This window comes from Streptomyces griseoviridis (genome assembly GCF_005222485.1).
In the GTDB taxonomy this organism is placed as follows: Bacteria; Actinomycetota; Actinomycetes; order Streptomycetales; family Streptomycetaceae; genus Streptomyces; species Streptomyces hintoniae.
The window spans coordinates 840,791-853,039 of record NZ_CP029078.1 but is presented as its reverse complement, the minus strand read 5'-3'; the positions used below and the strand labels follow the sequence as shown (position 1 = coordinate 853,039).

Here is a 12,249-nt window from a genome sequence, read left to right as displayed (position 1 = left end):
AGGGCAGGAGCCCGGAACGGCGGTGCGTCAGCCGGTGTACGCGGCGAACACGCGCGTGTAGTCCCAGTCGGACTGGCCCACGCCTGAGCAACTGTCCGCGGGGCCACCGGTGCAGGGGCGGTCGCGGTTGACCGACCAGAAGGTGAGCCGGGCCAGATGGTGCTGCTGGGCGTACCCGAGGATGGTCCGGAAGTCGGCCACGGTGACCGTCTCGTTCTGGTCGGTGATCCCGTTCATCGACGAGATGCCCATGACCCGGTAGGCCTGGTCGTCGCTGTAGCCGTACGCGGCCTTCAGCGCCGTCCTGAGACCCTCGGCGGCCCGCAGCGTCAGCGTGCCCATGTTCTGCCCGGCGCCACCGAAGTCGAACGGCATGATGGCCCACGCGTCCACCGGGAGACCGGAGGCGGCGGCTCGCTTGATCAGCCCGGTGTCGGGGCCGCTCTGGCCGGTGCCGATCGTGATGTACACCTTGAGGCCGGGGTTGGCGGCCTTCACGGTCTTCAACGCGTCCACCGTGCGCTGCTGCACGGTCGGGTTGCTGTAGGCGTCGGCCTCCAGGTCGATGTCGATCGCCTTGAGGCCGTAGGCGTTGATCACCTTCTGGTAGGCGGCGGCCAGTTCACCGGCGCTGCCGCACGAACTCTCCAGCTTGTTGCCGCTGTACCCGCCGAACGACGGGATGACGTCACCGCCGCCCGCGCGCACCGCGGTGACCGTCTGCTGGTCGACACCTCCGGTCAGCGGCCTGCTGCCGTCCCACTGCGGGTTGCAGTACCCGTTGCTGAGGACGAACGCGAGCGTGAACCACTTCACGCCGGTGGCCGCGGTCACGGTGCCCGGATTCGGCGGGCTGCCCCAGCCGTTGTAGAGGTACGGCGCCACGGCCATGGGAGCGGAAGGCGCGGTGCCACCGGCCGCGGGCGCCGTCCACTTCTGGTTGGCGCCCCCGGTGCAGGTCCAGATCTGGGCCCGGGTGCCGTTGGCCGAGGAGTTGCCGGTGGCGTCGAGGCACTTGTCCGCCTGGGGGTTGACGATGTCGTGGGCTGCCGTGACGGTCCACTTCTGGTTGGCGGCGCCGGTACAGGTCCACAGCTGCGCCTTGGCGCCGTCGGCGGTCGAACCGCCGGTGACGTCAAGGCACTTGCCGAGGGCGCGGAGGGTCCCGTCGGTGGAGACGGTCCACTGCTGGGCGGCCGATCCGTTGCAGTCGTAGAGCTGGACGGCGGTGCCGTCGGCGCTGCTCGCGCCCGCGACGTCGAGGCACTTGCCCGCAAGGCCGGTGATCGAACCGGTGGCCGCCGCGACGGCGGGGGAGGTGCCGGCGTCGACGGCGGAGGCGGCGGGGGTCGTGGTGAGGAGGCCGGCCGAGAGGGTGAGTGCGGCTACGGCGAGGGCCGGGAGGGCGGTGCGGGGGAGGAGTCTGGCCATGGTGGGGAACGGCCTTTCGTGGGGGGTGGGACGCGCGCGCCCGCGTTCATCCTGTGAAGGCGGGGCCCGTTCGTGAGGTGCGGCTGAGCGGTCCGGCTGAGCGGTGAACCTAAAGGTATGGACCACTTGCGTCAAGAGGTGAAGTAAGTATTGAGAGAAGTGGGGGGAGTTGCGTGCGGTCGAGACTGAGGGGCGACGGCGGGCGGGACTTCGGCGATCGGCCGCCGCCTCGGCGCGCGAGCCCCGCTCGTGGAGGAACGCGCCCAGGAGTTCCGCTGGGCTCGCGGCGTCCGCCGGGCGCGCGACTCCCGCCCCGGCCTGAGCGCCCGCAGTGCCGGCTGCGCCCGCAGTGCCGGCCGCGCTCGCAGAGCCTCAGCCGTGTGACGCCCACATTCCCCTGACGTGTCCGATGTGCCGGGTCATGATCTCGCGCACGGCCCGCTCGTCGCGGGCGACGAGGGCGTCGAGAAGGTCGAGGTGTTCCTGGGCCGACGCGGTCAGGCGGCCCGCCTCGACCAGGGCGGTCAGACCGTAGAGGCGGGAGCGCCCGCGCAGATCGGCGACGACTTCCACCAGGTGGGCGTTTCCGGAGAGGGCGAGCAGCCCGAGATGGAAGCGGGTGTCGGCCTCGACATAGGCGATCAGGTCACCGGCGGCCGCGGCGGTGACGATCTCCCGGGCGGCCGGGCGCAGCGCCTCCAGGGAGACCGGCGACGCGGTCCTGGCCAGTTCGACGGTCGTGGGGATCTCGATGAGCGCCCGGACGTGCGTGTACTCGTCGAGCTGCTTCTCGGAGACCTCGGTGACTCGGAAGCCCTTGTTGGGAACGGCGTCGACCAGGCCCTCCTTGGCCAGATCGAGCATGGCCTCGCGCACCGGCGTCGCCGAGACGCCGAAGCGGGAGGCGAGGGTCGGCGCCGAGTACACCTCGCCCGCCCGCAGTTCGCCGGCGATCAGCGCGGCCCGCAGGGCGTCGGCGACCCGCTCGCGATAGCTGCTCCGCTTCCCGCCGAGGACGGGCAGCGCGGGAGCGGCGGCGGCCGGCGAACCGCTGGGCTGGGCGGGCATGGGGTGTCTCCTAGGGCGGGCCGTGCGGGCGGCCGGGAGGCGGCACGGACGGGAGCGATCGAATTCAAGAGGTGACGGCGGGGGATGAGCGGAACGGAGCGAGGGGAACGGCATGTCACGCGGCACCAGTATCTACGGGAGCCACGGGCCTCTCGGCCGGGTGGTGGGGGTGGTGCCAGGAGCGGAGTTGTTGTCGCTCCCCGCGGTCGGCGCGGGCGTCAGAGCACGAAGCCCGCGGGGAAGGGGTCGGTGGGGTCGAGGAGGTACTGGGCGGTTCCGGTGATCCAGGCGCGCCCGGTGAAGCTGGGCAGGACGGCGGGCCGTCCGGCGACCTCGGTGGTCTCCAGGAGGCGCCCTGTGAACCGGGTGCCGATGAACGACTCGTTCACGAACTCGGTGCGCAGGGGGAGTTCACCGCGGGCGTGCAGCTGGGCCATGCGCGCGCTGGTCCCGGTTCCGCACGGGGAGCGGTCGAACCAGCCGGGGTGGATGGCCATCGCGTGCCGGGAGTGCCTGGCCGTCGCGCCGGGCGCCAGCAGGTGGACGTGGTGACAGCCCCTGATGCTCGGGTCCTCGGGGTGGACGGGCTCCTCCTCCGCGTTGACGGCCTCCATCAGGGAGAGCCCGGCCGCGAGGATGTCGTCCTTGCGGGAGCGGTCGAAGGGCAGGCCGAACGCGTCCAGCGGCAGGATGGCGTAGAAGTTGCCGCCGTACGCGAGGTCGTAGGTGACCGTCCGCCCGTCGGGCAGCGTGGCCTCGCGGTCCAGGGCGACGGAGAACGACGGCACGTTCCGCAGGGTCACGTTCCTCGCGGCACCGTCCTCCACCGCGACCTCGGCGACGACGACCCCGGCGGGGGTGTCGAGCCGGATCGTGGTCACCGGCTCGACGACCTCGACCATCCCGGTCTCCACCAGCACGGTCGCCACGCCGATCGTGCCGTGGCCGCACATCGGGAGGTAGCCGGACACCTCGATGTAGACGACGCCCCAGTCGCAGTCGGGCCGGGTCGGCGGCTGGAGGATCGCGCCGCTCATGGCGGAGTGCCCGCGCGGCTCGTTCATCAGCAACTGCTTGACGTCGTCGCGGTGGTCGCGGAAGTACAGGCGCCGCTCGTTCATCGTCGCGCCGGGAATCGTGCCGATCCCGCCGGTGATCACGCGGGTGGGCATGCCCTCGGTGTGCGAGTCGACGGCGTGCAGGACGAGGGTGCTGCGCATGGATCTCCTCTTTCCTCTGCGGTGAGGGCGGGCCCCTCGGAAGCGGAACCGGACGCGGACGCGGGACCGGAAGCGGGAACCGGAGCCCACGCCGACGCCCGCACCGATCCCGAGTCCGGCAGCGGAGAGGGAGCCGGGACCGGCACCGAGCCCGAAGTCGAAGCCGGCAAGGGGGAGGGAACCGGGACCGGCACCGAGCCCGAAGTCGAAGCCGCCAGAACGGAGTTGGGGCCCGGACCGGAGTGGGCGTCGGGGCCGGGACGGGAGCCGGGGCCGGCGCTCTAGGCGAGGCCCGCCGCGACGGCCTTCTCGGTGGCCGCGCGGACAGCCGCCTCCTGGTCGGGCAGCAGCGTAACGCGCGGCGGACGGCAGGGCCCGCCGTGCCGCCCCACGATGTCCATGGACAACTTGATGGCCTGGACGAACTCGACCTTGGAGTCCCAGCGGAGCAGCGGGTGCAGCGCGCGGTAGAGGGGCAGCGCGGTGTCCAGATCACCCGCGGCGGCGGCCCGGTACAGCTCGACCGAGGCCCGGGGCAGGGCGTTCGGGTACCCGGCCACCCACCCCTTGGCACCGGCGACCGCGAGTTCCAGCAGGACGTCGTCGGCGCCCACCAACAGATCGAGATCCGGGGCGAGTTCGGCCAGCCGGTAGGCGCGGCGGACGTCCCCGGAGAACTCCTTGACCGCCCTGATGTACCCCTCGCCGTGCAGTTTCGCCAGGAGTTCGGGCACCAGGTCGACCTTGGTGTCGATGGGGTTGTTGTAGGCCACGATCGGCAGCCCGGCCTTCGCGACCTCGGCGTAGTGGGCGAGGACGGAGCGGTCGTCGGCGCGGTAGGCGTTGGGCGGCAGCAGCATCACGGAGGCGCAGCCCGCGTCCCGGGCCCGCTCGGCCCAGCGCCTGGCCTCCGCCGAGCCGTAGGCGGCGACACCGGGCATCACGCGGGAGCCGCCGACCGTCGCGACGGCGGTCTCGACGACCTTGGTCCGCTCCTCGGGGGTGAGGACCTGGTACTCGCCGAGGGAGCCGTTCGGGACGACGCCGTCGCAGCCGTTGGCGACCAGCCAGGCGCAGTGTTCGGCGTACCGGTCGTGGTCGACGGAGTGGTCGTCGCGGAGCGGGAGGGCGGTGGCGACGAGGACGCCGCGCCAGGGGCGGTGCTGCGGATCGGTCACGGTGCTCATGGTGAACCCCTCTGGATAGGGTGTGACATTTCACTGACGGTCGGTGTCGGCCTGTCGTCGATCCTTCGAGGACTCGCACCGATCGGCCTCGGTGCCGGTGCCGGTGCCGGTGCCGGTGTCGGCCGCGGTTGCGCTGGCGGCGCGGCCGTCGGTCCGGACGGCGCTGTCCTCGCCGTTGTCCCGCTCCTCCCGGCCCGCGAGGACGCCGAGCGGGACGGGCCGGGCGAACGGGCGGCGGACCGTGGTCGCGGGGCATCCGGTCAGACCGGCGACGGCGGGCTCGCACATTCGCCCCTGACACCAGCCCATCCCGGCCCTGGTGAGCAGCTTCACCGTGCGCAGGTCGCCCGCGCCGAGGTCGGTGACGGCCGCGCGGACGGTGCCCGCCGTGACCTCCTCGCAGCGGCAGACGACCGTCTCGTCGGTGACGCGCTCAGCCCATCCGGCGGGCGGTGCGCAGACGGAGTCGAGGCCGGCGGCGAACGCCCGCAGGGCCGCGCGGGCGCGACAGGCCGCCGCCGCCCGGCTCCGTGGCTCGGGTGCGCGGCCGGTCAGTCGGGCGGCGGCGGACCGGCCGGCGATCCGGCCCTCGGCGAGGGCGAGATCGGCGCCGCCGACCCCGGTGGCCTCGCCCGCGGCCCAGACGCCGGGCACGTCGGTGCGCTGTTCGTCGTCGACCCGGACCGCGACGCCGTCGAGGCCGCAGCCCAGCGTCCCGGCGAGATCGGTGTGGGGCAGCAGGCCGTGGCCGACGGCCAGGGTGTCGCAGTCCAGGCGCCGCGCACCGCCCGGAACGACCCGGCCGTCGGGACCGAGGGCGGCGACGGTCACGCCGTCGAGCCGGTCGCCGCCGTGGGCCTCGACCACCGTGTGCCGGACGAGGAAGGGGACGCGGTGGCGCAGCAGGCGGGCCGCGTACCGCGCGCCCTCGGCGAGCTTGTCCGGGCGGGCGGCCAAGGCGCCGGGCGCGCGGGCGAGGGCGCGGGGGTCGGCGGACTCCACCAGCGCCACGACCCGCGCGCCGGCCGCCGCGAGGCCGGTCGCCACCGGCAGCAGCAGCGGTCCCGTCCCGGCGACGACGACCCTGCGCCCCGGCAGCACGAGCCCGCCCTTGAGCATGGCCTGCGCACCGCCCGCGCTGAGCACCCCGGGCAGCGTCCAGCCGGGGAACGGCAGCACCTTCTCGTAACCGCCGGTGGCGAGCAGCACGGCGTCGGCCCGGATCGCGACGCCCCGCTCCTGGCGGGGACCGAGGAGCGCGTGCACGGTGAAGGCGCCGACGGGTCCACCCGCCACCCCGGACCGTCCCGCCCGCGATGGCGACCGGGGCCGCTCGCCGCGCACGACGGGCCCGGGTCCCGTGGCCTTCCGTTCGGCCGGTCCTGGCTCCGTCGCCTCCCGCTCCACGCACCACACATGGTGGTCCGCGAGATGCCGGACGCGGCCGGTCGCGAGGTGCCGGTCCAGGTCGCCGCTGAGCCGCTCCCAGGAGCGCCATTTGTGGTGCAGGGCACGGGGGCGGCGGGTGCCCAGCGGGGCGGCGGGCATGCGGTAGAACTGGCCGCCCGCCTGAGCCGCCGCGTCGACGAGGGTGACGCGGACACCGTGCCGGGCGGCGGTCAGCGCGGCGGCCAGCCCGGCGGGGCCCGCGCCGATCACCACGAGGTGCGGGCGGTCAGCCATCGTGGCCGGTCCCCGCCTGGCTGCGGATGGTGTCGCCCGGTTCGACCGGCAGCAGACAAGCCCGTTGGTTGGGGCGGTCGTTGACGGTCACCAGGCAGTCGAAGCACACGCCGATCCCGCAGAACACCCCGCGCGGCCTGCCCTGGTCGCGGGTGGTGCGCCACGAGGTGACGCCCGCCGCCCACAGCGCGGCGGCCACCGTCTGGCCGGGCAGGGCCCGGATCTCGCGGCCGTCGAAGGTGACGGCGAAACTCGGGCCGGGGTGGGCGTCGGCCAGGCGGAGAGGGGAGTTCACCGGGACTCCTCGGAGGTGACGGCGGGAAAACGGTCGGGGCGGAACGGCGTCAGGTCCAGATCGGGCGTCCGTGAGGTGAGCGCCTGCGCGATCAGCTGCCCGGTGCCGGTCGCGAGGCCGATGCCCGCGCCCTCGTGGCCGCAGGCGTGGAACAGCCCCGGCACGCGCGGGTCGGGTCCGACGGCCGGCAGGTGGTCGGGGAGGTAGGGGCGGAAGCCGAGATAGGTCCGCAGGGCGCGGACCTGTTCGAGGAAGGGGAACAGCCGGGTCGCGCCGGACGCGAGCGCGCGGACCACGGGCAGCGAGAACGACCGGTCGAAGCCGACGCGTTCGCGGCTGGCGCCGATCAGGATCGGTCCCGCCGCGGTCCCCTCGACGACGGGTGAGGTCTGGAGGGCGGCCGAGGCGCTGGCGACGTCGGCGACATAGTCGGCGGCGTAGACCTTGTGGTGGACGAGACGGGGCAGCGGCTCGGTGACCAGGACGAAGCCGCGGCGCGGCAGCACGGGCAGGTGGACGCCGGCGAGAGCGGCGAGCGCCCCGCCCCAGGTGCCCGCCGCGTTCACCACGGCCGGTGCGTGGATCTCGCCCCGGTCACCGACCACGCCCCGTACGGCGCCGTCCCGGCCGCGCAGCACCCCGGTCACCGTGCGGCCGGTCTCCACGCGGGCGCCCGAGGCCCGCAGGACGTGCGCGGCGGCCAGCGTCGGCATGACCTGGGCGTCCTGCGGATACAGCACACCCCCGGCGACGGCACGGGACAGCCGGGGCTCCAGCTCCCGCAGCCGCTCGGGGGAGACGGCGACCGCGTCGACCCCGGCCGCCCGCTGCCCGGCGGCGAACCCCTCCAGCGCGGTGAGCGCCGACGGCTCGGAGGCGACGACGACACCGCCCTTCGGTTCGTACTCCAAGGCCGGACCGAGGTCACCCTCGGTGGCCAGCTCCGTCCACAACCGGGCGGACAGCAGCGCGAGTTCGAGTTCGGGGCCGGGCTCCTTGTCGGAGACGAGCAGATTGCCCTCGCCCGCGCCTGTGGTGCCCCCGGCGACCGGACCCCGGTCGACCACCAGCACGTCCAGGCCGGAACGGGCCGCGTACAGGGCGCAGGCCGCGCCCACCATGCCCGCCCCGACCACCACGACATCGCAGGTCAGTCGATTGGCCACGGCAGTACCATGTCACATACCGCTGAAGGGTGGGAAGGGCGCGCGACTAGGTGACGAGCGCGGGGGTAGTTGGTGCTCGGACGCCGGCACGTGAGAACTTGAGGCTCCCCGTCGCCCGACCGGGGGTCAGGCGTGTGCCGACGTGTTCGTCGTTTCCCGAGGTGGAGGAGCCTGTGTATTCCGTGACGGCTGCCGAGCGGTCGCATCACCTCCAGGCGTGGGCCGCGCGCGGCGCGCTCGCATCGGCCGCGCTCGCGGCCCTGCTGCCTCTCCTCTACGGCGGCCTGATGGGCGTCCTGCTGCTCGCGGTCGGCGTGGTGGGCCTCGCCCTGACCGCCGTCGCCCTGTGGTGGGTGCTCTCGCGCCGGGGTGTGGCCCGGGTGGGGGCGACCCTCCTCGCTGTCCTGGCGCCGGTCGGCGTCATCGTCCTGTTCGCGAGCGCCCATCTGCTCTGGGTGCTGCTGCTGTCCGCGGCGCTGTGGTGCGCGGCGGTCGCCAGCGGCCGGTACGCGCTGCGCACCACGGGGTTGCGCCGCATCCGCGTCAAGGAGTACCGCACGCCCGCCCCCAAGCGCCCGTTCCTGCTGCTCAACCCGCGTTCGGGAGGCGGCAAGGTGGAGAAGTTCGGGGTGCGGGAGAAGGCGGAGCGGCTCGGCGCGACGGTCGTCCTGCTCGACCCGGAGCAGCACCAGGACGTCGAGGCACTCGCCCGGGAGGCGGTCGCGGACGGCGCCGACCTGCTCGGGGTGGCCGGCGGCGACGGCACGCAGGCGCTGGTCGCCGCGGTGGCCGCGGAGCACGGCCTGCCGTTCCTGGTCATCTCGGCGGGCACCCGCAACCACTTCGCGATGGACCTCGGTCTCGACCGCGACGACCCCGCCGCCTGCCTGGACGCCCTCACCGACGGCGTCGAGATCCGCGTCGACCTCGGGTTCGCCGACGACCGCCCGTTCGTCAACAACGCGTCCTTCGGGGCGTACGGCGCGGTCGTGCAGAGCCCCGGGTACCGGGACTCCAAGGTGGGCACCGCGCTCGAACTCCTGCCCGACCTGCTGTCACGGCAGGTCGGACCCCGCCTCACGGTCAGGGCGGGCGACACCACCTTCGCCGACCCGCAGGCCGTGCTCGTCAGCAACAACCCGTACCGGACCGACGACCCCCTCGGCTTCGGCCGCCGCGAGCGGCTGAACTCGGGAACCCTCGGGGTCCTCGCCCTCAAGGTCGACAGCGCGGTGGACGCCGCCGAACTGCTCCTCGACCCGCAGCCGCAGGGCTTCGGCAAGCTGTCCGCGCCCGAGGTGGTGATCGAGGCCGACGAACCGACCCTGGAGGTGGGCCTCGACGGCGAGGCCATCACCTTGCAGGCGCCCGTCCGCTGCCGGATCGTGCGCCGGGCCCTGCGCGTCCGCGTCCCCCGCGAGCGCCCCGGCGTCCCCGACCTGCCGCCCCGCATGGACTGGCGGCGGCTGCGCAAGCTGGCGGCGGCCGTGAGCCGCACGGCCGTCCCGACCCGCCACCCCCGCGAGCGGCAGCCCTAGGGGTACCCGGGCGGCCCCTGTCCCTCCCGCCGCAGCCGTCGGGCGACCTCGCCGTCCTCCGTCTCCCACCACGGCCGCACCCGGTCCGCCTCCCCCTGGAGAGGCGGCCGGGAGGGCGTCGCCGGGATCAGCTCCCGGTCGAGACGGCGGTCGAGGGCCGCCGTCCCGGCCCGCTCCGCGCGGGACCACTGGGCGAGGACGGCCAGCAGGAAGGGCAGCGCGACCAGTTCCGCGACGCTGATCATCGCGCCCCCGCCGACCTGCTGGTCGTGCCGGACATCCGGCGACCAGACCGGACGGTGGCGGCCGTACCAGGCGCCCGCGATCAGCGTGCCGTGGGTGAGGACGACGATGCCGGGGACGGCGTCGACGATCCCGTCGAGGAAGACCAGCGCCGCCCGCACCGGATGGCCGCACCAGGCGGGCAGCGCCTGCTCACGGGTGAGGACCGGGACCACGAAGAGGGAGCCGGCCAGCAGCAGGTGCAGATACATCAGCTCGTGCAGCGGGCCGACGCGCAGCGCCGTCGCGAAGTACGGCGTGAAGTAGATCGCCAGTTCGGTCGCGAGGACCAGGGCCGTACTGACCAGCGGGAAGGTGAGCAGGCCCACCAGCCGCCCGGTCATCGCCCGCCGCAGCCGTCCCGCGTGCGGGGCTGGCAGCGCGCGCAGGGCCAGCCGCAGCGGGTCGCCCAGCGCGAGGCCGAGCGGCGCGACCAGGTCGAGCAGGATGTTCTGGAGGGCCGCGGGCCAGAACAGCACCCGGTCGTACACGGCGAGCGCCGACATCGTCGCCACCACCAGCGTGCCGAGACCCGCCACCGCGAACGCCACGCCACGCGCCACCGGCCACCGCTCGCCCCGGCGCCGCAGCCGCAGCACGCCCCAGCCGTACAGACCGCCCAGGAACCCGACCAGGAGCAGGGCGGGCAGGTCCACCTGCCAGGTCGAGAGGAGCCGGCCCGCGGTGAGTTCCGGCAGACTCCCCATGACCCCCACACACCTCCACGAACACGATGAACACGACGACCACGACGAGACCGCCGGCGGCGGACGCGGCAGCGACGGGACGACGGTGACGGTCCTGACGGGACCGGGCCCCGGCGGCGGACGGGACGACAGTGACGGTCCCGACGGGACCGGCCCGGCGGCGGACCGCACGGCGACCGGCATGACCACGGCGGCGGCCCCTCCGCCCCCGCGGTCACGACCACCCGGACGTTACGCCCACGCCGTCATACCGATTCCCTACCTCCTTCTCACCGAGCCGGACGGCGGGGGCGGATCGGGCCGTCCCGCCCCCGGCGGAGCACGCGAACTGGCACTCTTGACAACGTGCGTGCTGTTTCGCCACGTTTGATCCCGGCCCGGCGGCCCACGCCCGGCCGCGCAGGGGGAGCGGCGGCGGCACGGAGCGAGCCGGCCGGTGCGTCACGGGGGGAGTGGTCGCCGATGCGATCCATGAGCAGGGGTCCACACGCCCCGTCGGCCGGTGCCGCGGCCGGCGTGTTCCTCGCGGAGCCTTGGGAAGGGCGGCTGAACTGACGTGGACGTGACGATCCACCGATTCGACGAACTGAGCGACGCGTTACGGGACGCGTGGCACCGGGCGATGGACGAGTCGCCCGAGTACGCCAACCCCTTTCTGGCACCGGAGTTCGCGAGCGGGGTCGCACGGCACCGCGCCGGCGCCCGGTTCGCCGTGCTGCGCGCGGACGGCGAACCGGTCGGGTTCCTGCCCTACGAGCGGAACGCGTTGGGGGTCGGCCGGGCCATCGGGCTCGGCCTGTCGGACTGCCAGGCCCTGGTGCACCGGCCGGGCGTCACCTGGGACGCGCGGGAACTGCTGCGCGCCTGCGGGCTCTCGCTGTTCGAGTTCGACCATCTCGTCGAGGAGCAGAGACCGTTCGCGCCTCAGGTGACGGGACGGTTCGCCTCCCCGGTCGTCGACCTCAAGCCGGACGAGAGCGGATACCCGCAGTGGCTGCGCGGCGCCTACCCGGGGCTCGCCAAGACGACGCTGAAGAAGGAGCGCAGGCTCGGGCGCGACATCGGCGCGTTCCGGTTCGTCTTCGACGAGCGGGACCCGCGGATGCTGCGCACCCTGATGCGCTGGAAGTCCGCCCAGTACCGCAGGACGGGCCGGATGGACCGGTTCGCCAGGCCCTGGATAGTCGACCTGGTCGACGACCTCTTCGAGGTCCGCGAGGAGCACTTCACCGGCGTCCTGTCCGTGCTCTACGCGGGCGACCGGCCGGTCGCCGCGCACTTCGGGCCCCGCTCGCGCACCGTCCTCGCGGCCTGGTTCACCGCGTACGACCCGGAGCTGCACTACTACTCGCCGGGCCTGATGATGCATCTGCGGACCGCCGAGGCGGCCGGCCGGCACGGGGTGACGACGATGGACCTCGGGCGCGGCGACAAGGAGTACAAGGACTGGCTCAAGACCCGTGAGCTGCGGGTCGGCGAGGGGTTCGTGAGCCGCCCGCACCCCGTCTCCGCCGCGCACCGGCTGTGGCGCGGACCGGTGCGCGGCCTGCGCAACACGGTCAACGCCCACCCGGCGCTCCGCGAACCCGCCGACCGCCTGCTGAAGACCGTCGGCACCCTGCGCACCTCCCACCCCCTCACCCCCGGGGGAGCGGACCACGGGACGCCCTGA

The 12,249-nt window shown here is 74.1% G+C and carries 10 protein-coding genes; 2 read left to right on the top strand and 8 right to left on the bottom strand.

Annotated features, from left to right (window positions below; translation table 11 throughout):
* Window positions 1–27: 27 nt before the first annotated feature.
* The 7 genes from DDJ31_RS03565 to DDJ31_RS03535 form a co-directional block, all read right to left on the bottom strand.
* Window positions 28–1,431, bottom strand: coding sequence for a chitinase (locus tag DDJ31_RS03565; RefSeq protein WP_127181754.1), 1,404 nt, complete (start codon window positions 1,429–1,431; stop codon window positions 28–30).
* Window positions 1,432–1,803: 372 nt separating this feature from the next.
* Window positions 1,804–2,499, bottom strand: coding sequence for a GntR family transcriptional regulator (locus tag DDJ31_RS03560; RefSeq protein WP_127181755.1), 696 nt, complete (start codon window positions 2,497–2,499; stop codon window positions 1,804–1,806).
* Window positions 2,500–2,717: 218 nt separating this feature from the next.
* Complete coding sequence (locus tag DDJ31_RS03555) at window positions 2,718–3,719, bottom strand: proline racemase family protein (protein ID WP_127181756.1); 1,002 nt, start codon at window positions 3,717–3,719, stop codon at window positions 2,718–2,720.
* Between the two features lie 281 nt (window positions 3,720–4,000).
* The gene (locus DDJ31_RS03550; RefSeq protein ID WP_431028841.1) at window positions 4,001–4,906 is read right to left on the bottom strand and encodes a dihydrodipicolinate synthase family protein; all 906 of its coding nucleotides are present in this window, start codon (window positions 4,904–4,906) and stop codon (window positions 4,001–4,003) included.
* A gap of 30 nt (window positions 4,907–4,936) precedes the next feature.
* Window positions 4,937–6,589 (bottom strand): NAD(P)/FAD-dependent oxidoreductase, encoded by a 1,653-nt coding sequence (locus DDJ31_RS03545; protein WP_127181757.1) that lies wholly within the window; start codon window positions 6,587–6,589, stop codon window positions 4,937–4,939.
* Complete coding sequence (locus DDJ31_RS03540) at window positions 6,582–6,884, bottom strand: (2Fe-2S)-binding protein (protein WP_127181758.1); 303 nt, start codon at window positions 6,882–6,884, stop codon at window positions 6,582–6,584. The genes DDJ31_RS03545 and DDJ31_RS03540 overlap by 8 nt, the downstream gene beginning before the upstream one ends.
* The gene (locus tag DDJ31_RS03535; RefSeq protein WP_127181759.1) at window positions 6,881–8,050 is read right to left on the bottom strand and encodes an NAD(P)/FAD-dependent oxidoreductase; all 1,170 of its coding nucleotides are present in this window, start codon (window positions 8,048–8,050) and stop codon (window positions 6,881–6,883) included. Before DDJ31_RS03535 ends, DDJ31_RS03540 begins: the two co-directional genes overlap by 4 nt.
* Window positions 8,051–8,232: 182 nt before the next feature.
* Here DDJ31_RS03535 and DDJ31_RS03530 point away from each other — a divergent pair, with 182 nt between their 5' ends.
* Window positions 8,233–9,588, top strand: coding sequence for a diacylglycerol/lipid kinase family protein (locus tag DDJ31_RS03530; RefSeq protein ID WP_240678296.1), 1,356 nt, complete (start codon window positions 8,233–8,235; stop codon window positions 9,586–9,588).
* Here DDJ31_RS03530 and DDJ31_RS03525 read toward each other — a convergent pair.
* Window positions 9,585–10,577: a cytochrome c oxidase assembly protein gene (locus DDJ31_RS03525; protein WP_127181760.1), complete on the bottom strand. Its 993-nt coding sequence runs from the start codon at window positions 10,575–10,577 to the stop codon at window positions 9,585–9,587. The two genes, DDJ31_RS03530 and DDJ31_RS03525, sit on opposite strands and share 4 nt — an antisense overlap.
* 556 nt (window positions 10,578–11,133) lie before the next feature.
* Here DDJ31_RS03525 and DDJ31_RS03520 point away from each other — a divergent pair.
* Window positions 11,134–12,249 carry a GNAT family N-acetyltransferase gene (locus tag DDJ31_RS03520; RefSeq protein ID WP_127181761.1) on the top strand — a complete coding sequence of 372 codons (1,116 nt, stop codon included), beginning with the start codon at window positions 11,134–11,136 and terminating at the stop codon, window positions 12,247–12,249.

Bases quoted from the DNA above. Each gene is read 5' to 3' on its own strand.
- DDJ31_RS03555 (WP_127181756.1), bottom strand. From the start codon at position 3,719: ATGCGCAGCACCCTCGTCCTGCACGCCGTCGACTCGCACACCGAGGGC.
- DDJ31_RS03545 (WP_127181757.1), bottom strand. From the start codon at position 6,589: ATGGCTGACCGCCCGCACCTCGTGGTGATCGGCGCGGGCCCCGCCGGG.
- DDJ31_RS03550 (WP_431028841.1), bottom strand. From the start codon at position 4,906: ATGAGCACCGTGACCGATCCGCAGCACCGCCCCTGGCGCGGCGTCCTC.
- DDJ31_RS03565 (WP_127181754.1), bottom strand. From the start codon at position 1,431: ATGGCCAGACTCCTCCCCCGCACCGCCCTCCCGGCCCTCGCCGTAGCC.
- DDJ31_RS03560 (WP_127181755.1), bottom strand. From the start codon at position 2,499: ATGCCCGCCCAGCCCAGCGGTTCGCCGGCCGCCGCCGCTCCCGCGCTG.
- DDJ31_RS03525 (WP_127181760.1), bottom strand. From the start codon at position 10,577: ATGGGGAGTCTGCCGGAACTCACCGCGGGCCGGCTCCTCTCGACCTGG.